This window comes from Arthrobacter sp. Z1-9, assembly GCF_054792695.1.
Genome location: NZ_CP096456.1, coordinates 2,210,408 through 2,225,946 on the forward strand (window position 1 = coordinate 2,210,408; position 15,539 = coordinate 2,225,946).

General features: G+C 64.7%; 13 protein-coding genes. 4 read left to right on the forward strand and 9 right to left on the reverse strand.

Annotation, left to right across the window (positions count from 1 at the left end; translation table 11 throughout):
• Positions 1-78: 78 nt before the first annotated feature.
• Positions 79-1,818 (reverse strand): 2-isopropylmalate synthase, encoded by a 1,740-nt coding sequence (gene leuA / locus M1D93_RS10195; protein WP_461171469.1) that lies wholly within the window; start codon positions 1,816-1,818, stop codon positions 79-81.
• A gap of 251 nt (positions 1,819-2,069) precedes the next feature.
• On the opposite strand from leuA, the gene M1D93_RS10200 reads away from it, so the two are divergent.
• The gene (locus tag M1D93_RS10200) at positions 2,070-4,022 is read left to right on the forward strand and encodes a M13 family metallopeptidase (protein WP_461171470.1); all 1,953 of its coding nucleotides are present in this window, start codon (positions 2,070-2,072) and stop codon (positions 4,020-4,022) included.
• Positions 4,023-4,099: 77 nt separating this feature from the next.
• On the opposite strand, the gene M1D93_RS10205 is transcribed toward M1D93_RS10200, so the two are convergent.
• The 5 genes from M1D93_RS10205 to M1D93_RS10225 form a co-directional block, all read right to left on the reverse strand.
• Complete coding sequence (locus M1D93_RS10205; protein WP_461174987.1) at positions 4,100-5,554, reverse strand: LCP family protein; 1,455 nt, start codon at positions 5,552-5,554, stop codon at positions 4,100-4,102.
• A 215-nt stretch (positions 5,555-5,769) separates the two neighbouring features.
• Positions 5,770-6,729, reverse strand: coding sequence for a GTPase Era (gene era / locus M1D93_RS10210; RefSeq protein ID WP_461171471.1), 960 nt, complete (start codon positions 6,727-6,729; stop codon positions 5,770-5,772).
• Positions 6,713-8,044 (reverse strand): hemolysin family protein, encoded by a 1,332-nt coding sequence (locus M1D93_RS10215; RefSeq protein ID WP_461171472.1) that lies wholly within the window; start codon positions 8,042-8,044, stop codon positions 6,713-6,715. Before M1D93_RS10215 ends, era begins: the two co-directional genes overlap by 17 nt.
• Complete coding sequence (ybeY, locus tag M1D93_RS10220) at positions 8,041-8,514, reverse strand: rRNA maturation RNase YbeY (protein WP_387546947.1); 474 nt, start codon at positions 8,512-8,514, stop codon at positions 8,041-8,043. Before ybeY ends, M1D93_RS10215 begins: the two co-directional genes overlap by 4 nt.
• Positions 8,511-9,599, reverse strand: a complete 1,089-nt coding sequence (locus tag M1D93_RS10225) for a PhoH family protein (RefSeq protein WP_461171473.1) — start codon at positions 9,597-9,599, stop codon at positions 8,511-8,513. Before M1D93_RS10225 ends, ybeY begins: the two co-directional genes overlap by 4 nt.
• A 359-nt stretch (positions 9,600-9,958) precedes the next feature.
• Here M1D93_RS10225 and M1D93_RS10230 point away from each other — a divergent pair, with 359 nt between their 5' ends.
• The gene (locus M1D93_RS10230; RefSeq protein ID WP_461171474.1) at positions 9,959-10,918 is read left to right on the forward strand and encodes a GerMN domain-containing protein; all 960 of its coding nucleotides are present in this window, start codon (positions 9,959-9,961) and stop codon (positions 10,916-10,918) included.
• Between the two features lie 15 nt (positions 10,919-10,933).
• Here the strand turns inward: M1D93_RS10230 and M1D93_RS10235 are convergent, their stop codons facing one another.
• From M1D93_RS10235 to hrcA, 3 genes are all read right to left on the reverse strand, one after another.
• Positions 10,934-11,716, reverse strand: coding sequence for a 16S rRNA (uracil(1498)-N(3))-methyltransferase (locus tag M1D93_RS10235; RefSeq protein WP_461171475.1), 783 nt, complete (start codon positions 11,714-11,716; stop codon positions 10,934-10,936).
• Between the two features lie 2 nt (positions 11,717-11,718).
• On the reverse strand, positions 11,719-12,846 hold the full coding sequence (dnaJ, locus tag M1D93_RS10240) for a molecular chaperone DnaJ (RefSeq protein ID WP_461171476.1): 1,128 nt from the start codon (positions 12,844-12,846) through the stop codon (positions 11,719-11,721).
• 79 nt (positions 12,847-12,925) lie between these two features.
• On the reverse strand, positions 12,926-13,939 hold the full coding sequence (gene hrcA / locus M1D93_RS10245) for a heat-inducible transcriptional repressor HrcA (RefSeq protein ID WP_461171477.1): 1,014 nt from the start codon (positions 13,937-13,939) through the stop codon (positions 12,926-12,928).
• A 174-nt stretch (positions 13,940-14,113) separates the two neighbouring features.
• Between hrcA and M1D93_RS10250 the strand changes: the two genes are divergently transcribed.
• Both M1D93_RS10250 and M1D93_RS10255 read left to right on the forward strand, forming a co-directional pair.
• Positions 14,114-14,968 carry a DUF3097 domain-containing protein gene (locus M1D93_RS10250; protein WP_461171478.1) on the forward strand — a complete coding sequence of 285 codons (855 nt, stop codon included), beginning with the start codon at positions 14,114-14,116 and terminating at the stop codon, positions 14,966-14,968.
• Between the two features lie 159 nt (positions 14,969-15,127).
• Positions 15,128-15,538, forward strand: coding sequence for a DUF4870 domain-containing protein (locus M1D93_RS10255; protein ID WP_461171479.1), 411 nt, complete (start codon positions 15,128-15,130; stop codon positions 15,536-15,538).
• Position 15,539: the final 1 nt, after the last annotated feature.

Consider the following 15,539-nt stretch of genomic DNA (forward strand, 5'->3'; position numbering starts at 1 on the left):
CTGCCGGGCAGCATCCTGCCCGGCACTATGGGGGTACCGTTGTGCCGCCAGGGACCCGACGGCACAACGTCCCGCGTGTCAGGCCTGGGCGTCCCGGATGGCGCGGTTCACCGCGGAAATAACAGCCTTCAGGGAGGACATGCTGGTGTTGGCGTCTATGCCGACGCCCCACAGCACGCGCTCCCCCACAGCACACTCCACGTAGGCGGCAGCCATGGCGTTTCCACCCTCGGAGAGGGCATGCTCGCTGTAGTCCAGGACGCGGACGTCCACACCGTCCTCCCGGAGGATGCTCAGCAGGGCTGCGATGGGACCGTTGCCGGTGCCTGTCCGCTGAACCTGCACGCCGTCCACGGTGAGCGAGGCGTGCAGCGTCATGCCGCCGTCGCCATCCGTCTCTGTCTTGACGGCGCCCAGGGAGTAACGGCCCCACTGGCCGTCAGCCTTGCCGGAAGGCAGGTACTCGTCCTGGAAGACCTGCCAGAGCTGCGCCCCGCTGACCTCGCCGCCCACTGTGTCCGTGCGCTTCTGGATGACGCCGGAGAACTCAATCTGGGCACGGCGCGGCAGGTCCAGGCTGTGCTCGTTCTTGAGCAGGTACGCGACGCCGCCCTTGCCGGACTGGGAGTTGACCCGGATCACCGCTTCGTAGCTGCGGCCGAGGTCCTTGGGATCCACCGGCAGGTAGGGCACCTGCCAGGTGAAGTCGGCAACGTCCTTGCCGGCGGCAGCGGCGTCCCGCTCGAGGGCCTCGAAGCCCTTCTTGATGGCGTCCTGGTGGGACCCGGAGAACGCCGTGAAGACGAGGTCGCCGCCGTAGGGTGAACGCTCGGGGACGGGCAGCTGGTTGCAGTACTCCACGGTGCGGCGGACGTCGTCGATGTTGGAGAAGTCGATCATGGGGTCGATGCCCTGCACGAAGAGGTTCAGGCCGAGGGTGACCAGGTCCACGTTGCCGGTACGCTCCCCGTTGCCGAAGAGGCAGCCTTCGATCCGGTCGGCTCCTGCCATGTAGCCCAGTTCCGCGGCGGCAACGCCGGTTCCGCGGTCGTTGTGGGGGTGCAGGGAGAGGATGATGCCTTCCCGCGGGTGCAGGTGGCGGCTCATCCATTCGATCGAGTCTGCGTAGACGTTGGGGGTGGCCATTTCCACGGTGGCGGGCAGGTTGATGATCACCTGGCGGTCTGCGGAAGCCTCAAAAACATCGGCGACGGCGTTGCAGACCCGCACTGCGTATTCCAGTTCGGTTCCCGTGAAGGACTCCGGGGAGTACTCGTACGTCACGTGCGTGTCCGCAAGGGTCTCTTCGTACTTCTTGCAGAGCCTGGCGCCCTGGAGGGCGATGTCCAGGATTCCGTCCTCGTCCTGGTTGAAGACCACGCGGCGCTGCAGCACGGAGGTGGAGTTGTACAGGTGGACGATGGCCTGCTTGGCACCGACCAGGGACTCGTAGGTCCGTTCGATCAGGTGCTCGCGGGCCTGGGTCAGGACCTGGATGGTGACGTCGTCCGGGATGTGGTTGCCCTCGATGAGCTGGCGGACAAAGTCGAAGTCGGTCTGGGACGCGGACGGGAAACCTACCTCGATCTCCTTGTAGCCCATGCGGACCAGCAGGTCGAACATCTTCATTTTGCGTGCCGGGCTCATGGGGTCAATCAGTGCCTGGTTGCCGTCGCGCAGGTCCACGGCGCACCAGCGCGGAGCCTTGGTGATCCTCTTGTCCGGCCACGTGCGGTCAGGCAGTTCGACGGTGATCTGGTCCTGGAACGGGGTGTACCGGTGGGCGGGCATTCCGGAGGGCTTCTGTGCGTTTCGCATTACTATCGGGGCCTTTTCTGTGGTTCTTCTTTGAAAGGGTGGCCGGGCAACACAAACTCCGCAGCGAGGGTGGGCCTTGCGCTAGATCGCGTCTGAGGCCTCGCCGCGGCAGCTAAGAAGAAGAAGCTCTGCACGCACCATTTGAGAGTAACACGGGTGCGTAAGATGAAAGGGCACTACCGTCCGTTACGTCCACCATGCAGACGCCGACCGGTATTCCGCCGGCCGCGGCAGCATAAAAAGGAGCCTCAGTGCCCATTTCGGGGATCGACCTGTCCACCTTTGATAACACCGTCCGGCCGCAGGATGACCTCTACCAGCACGTGAACGGTGCATGGCTGAAGGCTACTGAAATTCCGGATGACCGGCCTCTGGAAGGCACCTTCACTGCCCTGCGGGACGGGTCGGAGATTGCTGTCCGCGACATCATCGAGGAAGCCGCGGCTAAGGGCGGGGCCGCCAGCGGCATCGAGCAGAAGGTCGGCGACCTTTACAACAGCTTCATGGACGAAGCTGCCGTTGAAGCCAAGGGCGTGGAACCCATCCGCCAGCGGCTCGCCGACATGTTCGCCACCACCTCCGTGGCGGAACTGGTCTCCCTGGCGGGCCGGTTGTTCCGGGCCGATGTGGGTGGCCTGTTCTACATCTACCCGGCTCCGGACGCGGGCAATCCCGACAGGGTCCTCCTGTACGTGGGCCAGGGCGGCCTCGGACTGCCGGACGAGTCGTACTACCGGGAAGAGAAGTTCGCACCGATGGTCACGGCCTACGGTGCGCATGTGAAAACGATGCTTGACCTTGCCGGGGTTGCGGATGCGGACGGCGCATCCGGGCGGGTGGTTGCGCTGGAGACCAAGCTGGCGTCCCATCACTGGGACAACGTCACCCTGCGGGACCCGCAAAAAACGTACAACCTGAAGTCGGCGGACGAGGCATCCGCCTTGTTCCCGCTGCTCACAACCTGGTTTGAAGCAGCCGGCATCGACGAGGAAAAGCGGACGGAAATTGTGGTGAGCACCCCTCCGTTCTTCGACGGCGCCGCCGGCCTTCTCGAGTCCGAGCCGCTGGCCCACTGGCAGGAATGGCTGGCTATGCGGGTTGTCAGCGCTGCTGCCCCCTACCTGTCCTCGGCATTTGTCGACGCCAACTTCGCCTTCTACGGGACCACCATCAGCGGCACTCCCCGGAACAAGGACCGCTGGAAGCGCGGCGTGGGCGTGGTGGAAGGCGGTCTCGGCGAAGCCGTGGGACAGATCTATGTGGCGCGGCACTTCCCGGAAACACACAAGGCCCGCATGCAAACGCTGGTCGCCAACCTGATCGAGGCCTACCGCCGAAGCATCACCGCCGTCGGCTGGATGGGCGAGGACACCAAGGCCGAGGCGCTTCGGAAGCTGGAAGGGTTCCGGGCGAAGGTCGGCTACCCGGAAAATTGGATCGACTACACAGCCGTGGAGATTGATCCGGCTGATCTGCTGGGCAACGTGGAACGGGCACACAACGCAGACGTCGACCGGCACCTTGACGAGGTGGGCAAGCCTGTGGACCGCAACAAGTGGCTGATGACCCCGCAGACAGTTAACGCCTACTACCACCCGATGATGAACGAGATCGTTTTCCCGGCGGCGATCCTGCAGCCGCCGTTCTTCACCGCCGACGCGGACGACGCCGTGAACTACGGCGGGATCGGCGCGGTGATCGGGCACGAAATCGGCCACGGCTTCGACGACCAGGGGTCACAGTTCGACGGCGGCGGGGCACTGCGGAACTGGTGGACCGATGAAGACCGCCAAGCGTTCGAAAAACTCACGGCCAAACTGGTGGCACAATACGATGCACTCTCCCCGTACGCAGCTCCCGGCCATAACGTCAACGGCCGCCTCACCCTCGGCGAAAACATCGGCGACCTCGCCGGGCTGGCCATTGCCTACAAGGCCTACCTGATCAGCCTCGATGGCAGGGAGCCTGAGGTCCTGGACGGCCTCACCGGCCACCAGCGCTTCTTCGCATCCTGGGCAGCCGGCTGGCGGCAGGTGATCCGGAGCGAAGAAGCCATCCGCAGGCTGGCAACTGACCCGCATTCGCCCAACGAGTTCCGGACCAATGCCATCGTGAAGAACCTGGACGCCTTCCACGACGCGTTTGAGGTCACCGACCAGGACGGCATGTGGATGCCTCCGGAGGAGCGCGTCAGTATCTGGTAGCAAATAAAAATGGGGCCCGCCGAGCGGGCCCCATTTTTGTGCCGTGGGCGGCCGAATCAATTCCGCCCGGGCCTGGCCTAGCCTTCGACGATGAGCAGGGGGTTGGCCTGCTGGCAGAGCGTGTCCCCGGCCGTCTGGTTGACGATGTTCTCGGGCAGCGCCGCTGCCGCCCCGTACGTGGTACCCGACGTAAAATCGGTGCCGAGGTAGACCTGGACCCCGGATACTGCCGGAGCCGGCAGTACCTGCGCCGCAGGGACTCCCAACATTGCCGCGACGTCAGCAGCGACGTCCGCGAAGCCGGTGCCGTAGTAGACAACGGACTGTTCCACCGCGGCCGCTTCGAACTGTCCGGTCTGGGTGAATCCGCCGTCGATCAGGGCCTGGACGATTTCCTGTGCGCGTCCCGGCAGGCCGGTGCCGTTGGCTACGGTGACCTGCTGGAGCGCTTTGTCATAGGCGGGCGGAGGCGGAGCGGTTTCACTGGGAGCCGCTGTGGGTGGAGCAGTGGTTTCCGTAGGCGCAGGGGCCGGCGGCGCTGTCGGGTCTGTCAGGTCCAGGTCCTGCCGCATTGCGGAGAACAGTTGGGACCCGGCTGGTTCGGCAATCTGCAGCCTGTTCGGATCCAGGAGGGCGGGTGCCGTGGGAACCGAAACGAACGCGACTTTCCCGAGGTCTATGTCCTTGAGCCGGTTACCGATGGTGAGCAGGGTAGGAACTGACGCCAGCCCCTCGTCCACCGTCAGGTTCTGCGTGACGACGTCGGCAATTTTCAACATCTTGCCGGGATCGGACAGTGTGCCTTCATCCTTGATCTTCCGGGTCAGCGAGGACAAAAACCCCTGCTGCGCCCTGATGCGGCCAAGGTCGCCGCCGTCGGCAAAGGCATGGCGCGTCCGCAGGAACGCGAGGGCCATCTCACCCTCAACGGAGGAGGTGCCCTTGGGCAGCCGGAGCCGGGAATCGGGGTCGTAGACCGCGTCACTGATGCAAACGTCCACACCACCGACGGCGTTCGACAGTTCCTTCACGGCGTTGAAGTCCGCCATCATGAAATGGTCCACTTCCAGGCCGGTGAGCCGGTTGACTGTGTCCACGGCGCAGCCGATGCCCGCCTCGGCCATCGCTTCATTAATCATCACACCGCTGCGGGCGGGATAGGTCTGTTTGGTTTCCTCGTCCTTGCAGGCAGGGATGTCAACCAGCAGGTCGCGGGGAAAGCTGATGACGCTCACGCGCTTATTGTCCTCGGAAATGTCCATCAGCATCATGACGTCGGACTTGCCGTAACCTCGTGAATCATCCGCGGTGCCGTAATCGGCGTTCTTGCCGTCACGGGTGTCAGAGCCAAGGATCAGGATCTGCATCCGCCCGGTGGCGTCACTTCCGGATTCGTTACTCCCGCCGCCGGCATTCAGCGGAGCCCTGGAAAGATTGCCTTGCAGGCGGAGGAACCAGAATCCGGCGAAGGCGAGGGCGCCGACAAGGGCAACCGACAGCACGGCAGTGGTGATTTTGAGCCACAGCGGCATGGCACGCACAGGGCCAAAGTGCCGGGCGGCTCCAACGGGGCCATTATCCGCGTGCCGCGACACTGGTCCCCCTGCTGACACGTCAGCTCCGTTTTCGCGCTTATCGCGGCCTCGCCCCACGTGGTGGACCTTCCTCTAGATTCTTAATCCGGTCCATTTTAGTGGTCCAGGCTGGGAAATTCCCGGACGGCCCCGCGGCCGCGCGTAGTAAAGCGTCAGAAGCCCAGCTTGACCAGCTGTTTCGGGTCCCGCTGCCAGTCTTTGGCCACCTTCACGTGCAGGTCGAGGTAGACGCGCGTCCCCAGGAGCGCCTCGATGCCCTTTCGCGCGTTCGTGCCCACTTCGCGCAGCCGGCTGCCACCCTTGCCGATGATGATGGCCTTCTGGGACGGGCGTTCGACGTAGAGGTTGACGCGCACGTCCAGCAGGGGGTTGTCCTCCGGACGGTCCTCCCGGGGCACAATCTCTTCGACAACCACCGCCAGGGAGTGCGGCAGCTCGTCCCGGACCCCTTCCAGTGCCGCTTCCCGGATCAGCTCCGCGACCATCACGGCTTCCGGTTCGTCGGTCAGCTCGCCGTCCGGATAGAGCGGGGGCGACGGCGGCATGTGGCTGATCAGGACGTCGGCTACGGTTTCCACCTGGAAGCCGTCGCTGGCGGATACCGGCACAATGTCCTTCCAGCCTTCCTCCCCCAGCACTTCCCGCCCGAGGGCGGCCACGGCGAGGAGCTGCTCAGTGAGGGCCTGCCGGTCCACCAGGTCTGCTTTGGTGACGATGGCGATAACGGGCTGGCGGCCAACAGCCGCGAGCTGCGCGGCGATGTATTTGTCGCCCGGTCCGATCTTTTCGTTGGCGGGCAGGCAGAACCCGATCGCGTCCACCTCCGCGAGGGTGTCCGCCACGAGATCGTTCAGGCGCTTGCCCAGGAGGGTGCGGGGACGGTGCAGGCCCGGTGTATCCACGAGGATCAGCTGCGCGTCCTCGCGGTGGACAATCCCGCGGATGGTGTGGCGGGTGGTCTGCGGCTTGGCGGAGGTTATGGCCACCTTCTTGCCCACCAAAGCGTTTGTCAGTGTGGACTTGCCCGCGTTGGGCCGGCCCACCAGGACCGAAAATCCTGCGCGGAAGCCGCCGAAATCTTCTTCGCTTGCGGCCTTATTTTTCTTGCTCACGTGGAACTCCCTGCTGGGTTGCTTCCGCCTCCTGGAGGAGGTCTTCAAAGTCAGTGTCTACTTTTGGAACCTGCGCCGCAATGATGTGGCTGACCCGGTTCCGGCGGCCTTCAAGCCTTTCTGCACGGAGCGACACACCGTCAACCTCAACGCTGCTGCCTACGATGGGCACACGGCCCAGCGCTTTGGCGAGCAGGCCTCCCACGGTGTCCACTTCGTCGTCGTCGAGCTCAATGTCAAAAAGCTCGCCGAGGTCATCGATGCTCATCCGGGCACTCACGCGGTACGATCCATCGCCAAGCTCCACGGCCTCGGCGCTTTCGGTATCGTACTCGTCGACGATTTCCCCGACGATCTCCTCAATCAGGTCCTCGAGGGTGACGAGTCCGGCGGTACCGCCGTATTCGTCGATCACAATGGCCACGTGCGTGGATTCCTTCTGCAACTCCCGCAGCAGGTCGCTGACTGGCTTCGATTCGGGCACGTACCGCACCTCCCGGACCAGCGAATCCACCAGGGGCGGCTCCTCGCCGGGTGCCAGCTCATGCAGGACCGCGGCGACGTCCTTGAGGTAGATGATGCCCAGGATATGGTCCGTGTCTTCGCCGATCACTGGCATCCTGGAATACCCGGACCGCAGGAAGAGCGACATGGCATGGCGGAGGCTGGAGCCGGCTTCGATGCTGAGGATGTCTGTCCGCGGCACCATCACGGCACGGACCAGGGTGTCGCCGAAATCAAAGACCGACTGGATCATCTCGGCCTCGGTGTCCTCGATCATGTCTGATTCGCTGGCCCGTTCCACGAGCTCACGGAATTCCTGCTCGCTGAAGAACGCCTCATCGCCGCCCGGCGCACCGGGCGCTGCAGCGCTTCCCAGCGCCACGAGCCACCCGGGGATGGGTCCCAGCACCCAGGTCAGGAAACGGATCAGCGGTGCGGTGAAGCGCACGACGGCGGCTGAGTGGAGCCTTCCGAGCTGGCGGGGAGAGACACCCACAATGACGAATCCCAGGAGGGCCATGATGCCGGTCGCGGCAAGCCCCGCCAGCCAGATGTTGTCCAGCAGGCTGTACAGCAGGACGGCGACGGCAACCGCTGAGGCCATCTCGAACCAGATGCGCCAGAACCGCAGGGCGCGGATGTGGGCAACGGGCTGCGCCAGGATCCGGCGCATGGCGGTGCCGCGGCTCTTGAGGAGTGCTTCCTCGGCGTCGTGCCGCGGAAGGAAGTTAAAGGCGGCCTCGGCCGCGGTCAGTACTGCCGCGACGCCCAGGAAAGCAAGGGCCATCGCAACCAGGAGCAGAGGGGTCACTGGGTGGTCTCGGCGGGCGCTTCTTTGCCGGTGAAGCCGGAGAGGAGCTCGCGCTGAAGGCCGAACATCTCGGCCTTCTCCTCGGGCTCGGCATGGTCGTAGCCCAGCAGGTGCAGGATGCCGTGCGTAGTCAGCAGCAGCATCTCGTCCTGCAGGGAATGGCCGGCGTTCCGGGCCTGGACGGTGGCAACCTGCGGGCACACCGCAATGTCCCCCAGCATGCCCTGGGGCGTGGGCCGGTCAGGCGTACCCGGAGTCAGCTCGTCCATCGGCACGGACAGCACGTCAGTGGAGCCGGGCTCGTCCATCAGCTCGATGTGGAGTTTCTCCATCGCGGGTTCGTCCACCAGGAGGATGGACAGTTCGGCCTGCGGATGGATATAAAGCTGCTCAAAGATGTACCTGGATAAGGCAACGAGCTCGGATTCATCCACCTGGACGCCGGACTCGTTGTTCACCTCGATGCTCAAGCGTGTTCCCCCCGTTTTTCCCGGCTTGCCGAGTGCTTGACCCGGCTGCGCTGGGTGTCGTCCCAGATGCTGTAGGCATTGACGATATCGCCCACCAGGCGGTGCCGCACGACGTCGGCTGCGTCCAGGACGGAGAAGTTCACGCCGTCAATGCCCTGCAGGATTTCTTCCACGATCCGCAGCCCGGACCGGGTGCCGAAGGGCAGGTCCACCTGGGTGACATCGCCTGTAACAACCATCTTGGATCCAAAGCCAAGCCTGGTGAGGAACATTTTCATCTGCTCAGGCGTGGTGTTCTGTGCCTCGTCCAGGATGATGAAGGCGTCATTGAGCGTGCGGCCGCGCATATAGGCAAGCGGGGCCACTTCGATGGTTCCCGCCGCCATGAGCCGCGGAATGGATTCCGGGTCCATCATGTCGTGCAGGGCGTCGTACAGCGGACGGAGATAGGGGTCGATCTTGTCGCTCAAGGTGCCGGGAAGGAAACCGAGCCGCTCCCCCGCCTCGACTGCCGGGCGGGTCAGGATGATGCGGCTGACCTCCTTTTGCTGCAGGGCCTGCACCGCTTTGGCCATTGCCAGGTAGGTCTTGCCGGTTCCGGCGGGCCCGATTCCGAAGATCACCGTGTTGGCGTCGATGGCATCGACGTAATTCTTCTGGTTCAGGGTTTTGGGACGGATGGTCTTCCCACGGCTGGACAGGATGTCATGGGTGAGCACGTCCACGGGATTCTGCAATGACTGGGTGCGGAGGAGTGCCACGAGCTGCTGCAATACAGCCGGGCTGATGACTGTTCCGCGGGCCACGAGTCCGCGGACCTCATGGAGGAGCCGCATGATCCGCGGGACATCGGCAGCAGGCCCGCTGATGGAAAGCTCATTGCCGCGGACGTGGAAGTTCACGTCAGGGAACTGTTCCTCGATGAACCGCAACGCTTCGTCATGGCTGCCCAGCGATTGAACCATCTGGTCCGAGTTGTCGAAAAGGACTACTTCGGTCCGGACGCCGGGGAGTGAATGGGGGAACTCCCCTGCTGCGCCCTCGCCTGTGACGAGCCTGCGCTTTCCGTTAGCTGATTCAGTCATGGTGCCGGCCCGCAGGCCTGTGATCCCCTCGATGTCGAAACTTTGGCTGTTGGCTGGTCTGCGGCGGCTGTTGCCGTTGCTTCCAGCGGTACCTTCCATCCTACGCCAGCAGGCGGACCGGGCCCCATACAGCAATAAACTCCCGGTTCCGGTCCGGCGCGGACAAGGTGGGGGTTCCCGTCATTAGGTATCAACTTCATATCGGCCTCATATCGTTCCAGTTGCAGTTGGACCGCTCAGCGCCTCCCGGTGCTTCTGCTCCGCGGGGCTGTGTAATGCTGGAAATCCAGCCTGCTGCTGGAGCATTGAAGCCGACCGGGGATCGGCCTACCCGAACAGGAAAGGACAGGGCAATCAAGGTGCCGGAAACCGCAGCGCCCCGCCGGGCCAGAGGTGCCTTCAGCGGCGCCCGTTCAGCGGTCCTTGCCGGTCTCCTGGTCACGGCCCCTGTCCTGGCGGGATGCATCGCCGAACCGGCGCCGACCCCCACCGGCGCGCTGGCCTCCAGCCCTGCCGCCCCGGGAACCACGTCCGGCGCCCCGTCCACGAGTGCTCCGCTGGAGACCACCCAGTCCTCCAACAAGGCGCCCGTCTACTGGATCGGGCGCAGCGACAGCGACGTCTTCCTTTACCGGGAATTCCGGGACGTCCCGGAGCAGGAGAATCCGGTCACGCGGGCCCTGCGGGCCATGATGTCGGAAAAGCCGCTGGATCCGGACTTCTTTACGCCGTGGCAGAACCCCAGGCGGCTGGCCACCTCGATTTCGGGCAAGGACGTCATCACCGTGGATGTGTCGGAGGATGCCTTCAACAGCAATCTTGACGCTGACATGGCGGCCCGGGCCATTCAGCAGCTGGTCTACACGGCTACTGCGGCTGCCGCGAGTTCAGGGCTGATTGACTCAGGCCAGCAGATCCGTGTCAGGGTCCTTGTGGACGGACACACGGACTACGTCGCGTTCAACCATGTGCAGTTGGGATCCCTGATGGCCCGCACGGTGGGCCTGGTGGCCCCGGTATGGATCATCGACCCGCAGGAAAACGTGGAAGTGGCCGGCGGCAGCGTCAAGATCACCGGACGAAGCACCCTTCCGGGCGGCAAGCTCCGCTGGCAGATCCTGCGGTCCGGGGACAACGGGGACAAAACCCCCTTCCTGACCGGGGAAACCACGGCGGCTGCGGATCCGGCACAGGCCGGAGTGTTTACCTTGGCCCTGATCCTGCCCGAGGGTGACTTCGAACTTCGGGTGGCCCAGACCTCGAACGCTGACGGCCCGGTGGACGGCACCGAAGACACCCGGAGCTTCAGGGTCCGTTAGCCCCGGCCCGACGGGTCAGACTGCCGGTGCCGCCCAGCGGCCCAGGATGTCGCTGGCAAGAACGACGGCGGCAGGACCGGCTGTTGATGAGCGCAGCACGTGCTCTCCCAACAGGGCGGTGACGGCGCCTTTGCCGCACAGCCTTGTCACTTCACGCTGGCTGATTCCACCCTCGGGCCCTACGATCAGGAATACTTCCCGCACCCCGTCAGCGGCTCCAGTTTCAAGCCAGGACTCCAGGACGGCCCGCAGGGGGCGAACGGCGTTCTCGTGCAGGATAACTGCGAGGCCGGCCGCCTCCACCGCGGCGGCGAGGCCGGCGGTGTCGACGGCGGCCCGCACCTCGGGGATGAAGGCGCGGCGGGCCTGTTTGGCGGCCGCGGTGACAACGGATTGCCACTTTGCGTGGGCTTTGGCAGCCCGGTCGCCTTTCCAGCGCACAATGGACCGTTCCGACTGCCAGGGTATGACAGCGTCGATGCCCAGTTCGGTGGCCGTCTCGATGGCAAGCTCATCCCGGTCGCCCTTGGCCAGGGCCTGGACCAGCACCAGCCTGGTGCGCGGACGGTCCTCCACAACCACGGACGTGCATTCCACTTCAAGTCCCGAGGAGGAAGCGGCGGTGACCTTGCCGCTCATGCGCGTGCCTGCACCGTCAACGATGTCCACGGCTTCGCCCGAAGCGAGCCGCTTCACCGTGACCGCATGCCGCGCTTCGGGCCCCTCCAGGACGAAGATCCCTTGCGGCGCCATGCTTTCCAGGGACCCGGGCGCAGTGAAAAAGACGGGGTTGCTCACCGCTACAGGTTACCGAGCCGGTCCCGAAGCTTGGCGAACATGCCGCCGCTGGCAGCAAGCTTGCCGTCCGTGATCTGCTCGCCGCGAAGCTTGGCGAGCTGGCGCAGCAGGTCCTCCTGCGCCGCATCGAGCTTTGCGGGCGTCTCAACCTGGAGGTGAACCTTCAGGTCACCGCGGCCGTAGCCGCGCAGGTGCGTGACGCCCAGACCGCGCAGGGTGATGATCTCCCCGGACTGGGTGCCGGCCTTGACGTCGATGTCCTGGGGCCCGTCGAAGGTTTCGAGGGTCACATCGGTTCCCAGCGCAGCTGCAGTCATGGGAATGTTCAAGGTGGCGTGGAGATCGTCCCCTTCCCGGACGTAGGTGGCGTCGTTGTTGACGCGGATCTCCACGTAGAGGTCACCGGCGGGCCCGCCGGCGGGACCGGCCTCGCCCTGGCCGGACAGCTGGATGCGGGTGCCGGTGGCGACGCCGGCGGGAACCTTGATGGTCAGGGAACGGCGGCTGCGGATCCGGCCCTGCCCGCTGCATTCGTTGCAGGGGTCCTTGATGACGGTTCCGAAGCCTTCACAGGTGCCGCAGGGGGCGGCGGTCATGACCTGGCCGAGGATGGAACGCACTGCCCTCTGGACCTGGCCGCTGCCGCCGCAGATGTCGCAGGGCTCCGGATGGGTTCCGGGACGGCAGCACGAGCCGTCACAGGTGGGGCAGACCACTGCCGTGTCCACTTCGAGCTTCTTGTTGACCCCGAACACCGCATCGCGGAGTTCGATCCGGACGCTGATGAGCGCATCCTGCCCGCGCCTGACCCGTGAAGCGGGGCCGGTGGTGCCGCCGGCGCCGAAGAAGGTGTCGAAGATGTCCTGGAAAGCGAAGCCCTGGCCGGCGTACGCTCCCCCGCCGAACCCGTTGTCCGTGCCGTTCTCGTTGCCGGTGGTGTCATAGACCCGCCGCTTTTGGGGATCCGAGAGAACTTCGTAGGCGTGGGTCACTGCCTTGAAGCGGTCCGCAACGTCCTCACCGGGATTGACGTCCGGGTGAAGGGTCCGGGCCAGCTTGCGGTAGGCCTTCTTGATCTCTTCTCCGGTGGCATCCGGTGAGACTCCAAGGACTTCGTAGTGGCTGCTCAAAGTTCGTATCTCTTCCTTGTTGTTCTGCCTGCAGGCGTACTGCATAGACTGCTGTGCGCTTTTGCGCGCCGTACTGCGGTCAGGGCCCCAATATCCGTGACAAATAACGGGCCACAGCCCTGACGGCGGCCATGGTGGTGGGATAGTCCATTCTGGTGGGGCCCAGCACGCCAATTTTGGCGACACTGTCCGGGCCATAGCCGGTGGCCACGACGGATGCCTCCGCCAGGCCGTCGTAGGGGTTTTCGCGGCCGATGCTCACGGCCACTCCGCGGTGGTCCTGCGCCATCTCGCTCAGCAGGCGCAGCATCACCACCTGCTCCTCCAGTGCTTCCAGTACCGGACCGATGCTGAGCGGGAAGTCAACGTTGGAGCGGGCCAGGTTGGCCGTGCCGGCCATCACCATGCGGTCTTCGCGGCTGCTGTGGGCCAGGCCTTCCAGGCCGTGCGCCAGCGCCTGGGCTGCCTGCCGTTGTCCAGGAGCGACACCGGATACTACCGGGGGCAGGGACTGTCCCAGTTGGGCCAGCGGTGTACCGGTCAGTGACCCAAGGAACCGGGCGCGCAACGCAGCAAGGGCGTCATCCGCCAAATCCTGCCCGACGTCGATAACCCGTTGTTCCACCTTGCCGCTGTTGGCGATCAGCACCACCAACACCTTCCGCGGCGCCAGGAGAACGAACTCGATGTGGCGGACCAGTGCGCGGTTGAGGTGCGGATACTGGACAACCGCCACCTGGTTTGTCAGCTGGGACAGCAGCCGGACGGTACGTTCCAGGACGTCGTCGAGGTCATCCGAGCCCTCAAGCAGGGACTGGATGGCCCGCCGCTCCGCCTGGGACAAGGGCTTCACCGCCGAAATTTGGTCCACGAAGAGCCGGTAGCCCTTGTCCGTGGGGATTCTGCCTGCGCTGGTGTGGGGCGCCGTAATCAGCCCTTCGTCCTCCAGCGCGGCCATGTCATTGCGAATGGTGGCGCTGGAGACACCGAGATGGTGCCGCTCCACCAGTGCCTTGGACCCGACGGGCTCGCGGGAGTGGACGTAGTCCTCCACGATGGCCCGCAGTACTTCCAGTTTGCGTGGCTCGCTCACTCTCCACCTCCATCCAGGGTTCAGGGCAGCCGTTCCGCCCGCACGTGACGCTACAGGGGTTAGCACTCGACATGCCCAAGTGCTAACAGTCTATTATGACTCGCCCCGTTGTTAGCATTGGAACCGCTCCGGGCGAAATTCCCGGCCGTGATCTAGCGCTAGGCGGAGTGATTCATGCATTACCAGAACTGGGGAGCCCAGGACCTGTCCGCGCCTGCCCGGACGCAATTGCCCGAAGTACCCGTGGAGCGCGGCATGGTGCTGGAGGATGTGCAGTCCGGCTGGGTTGGCGCGGTGACCCGGGTGGAGAAATCGGGAGGAATGCATGTGGTGGCACTGGAGGACCGCCGCGGCAAGTCGCGCTCGTTCCGGCTGGGCTTCGGATTCCTCCTGGAAGGCCAGGCGATCCGCCTGATGCCGCCGGCTCCCCGGCCGGCCGCAGGTCCTGGTACAGCCGCCGGCCGGACCGCGTCGGGTTCGGTCCGCGTTGCCGGCCAGAGGGCCCAGGTTGCCAAGGCAAGCCGCATCTGGGTGGAAGGAAAGCACGACGCCGAACTTGTGGAGAAGGTGTGGGGAGATGACCTCCGGGTGGAAGGCATCGTCGTCGAACCCCTGCACGGCATTGATGACCTCTCGGCGGCTGTAGCCGATTTCAAGCCGGGGCCGGGCAGGCGGCTGGGTGTGCTCGTGGACCACCTGGTGCCTGATTCGAAAGAATCGCGCATAGCGGACGCCGTTATGGCCTCTCCCGGCGCCAAGGGAAACGTGCTGATCGTTGGCCACCCCTACGTTGACGTCTGGCAGGCCATCCGCCCGGCCGTGCTGGGTATCGAGAAGTGGCCGACAGTGCCGCGGGGGCAGGACTGGAAAACAGGCATCCTCGCAGCCTTTGGCTGGCCCCACGAAACCAAAGAGGACATCGGCCTGGGATGGCAGAAGCTGCTGGGCGCCGTCCGCACCTACGCTGACCTGGAAGCGTCGCTGCTGGGAAGGGTAGAGGAAGTCATCGATTTCCTCACCGTTCCCTGAACCGCACCTGGTTCGCGCCCGCCCGCGCTCCTGCCTTGCTTGGGACAGGCAGCACCGCTGCACCCAGTATTCTTGGTACTGCGGTACCTGCGGATCGCAGCACCGGCAGTAGACATGGCATTCTTAGTCAGCACCATTGCATCTTCGAAGGAACAGACTGTGGCAGAAAACGCACGTGAGCACAGGGACAGCCAGGGCCGTTCGGAGTACCATGGCGTTCCAGCCAACGCGCTGCCCCTGACGGCCAGCGAAGACCGGCAGTGGGCCACCCTCGCCCACTTTGGCGGCATTTTGGGCTGCGTTCCGTCGCTGCTGATCTACCTGATCTTCCGTGACCGGGGCCCGTTCACGGCGCAGGAGTCCAAGGAGGCGCTGAATTTCAGCCTGCCGCCCACCATCGCCGCAGTGGTCGCCAACATCCTGGTCTTCGTGCCGGTAATCGGCAACCTCTTTGCCGTCATCGCAACACTGATCTGGATTGCCCTCACCTGCTTTTCGGTTGCCGCCGGAATCCACGTCAACAAGGGCCAACCGCACCGTTACCCGTACAACCTGCGCTGGATCAAATAGC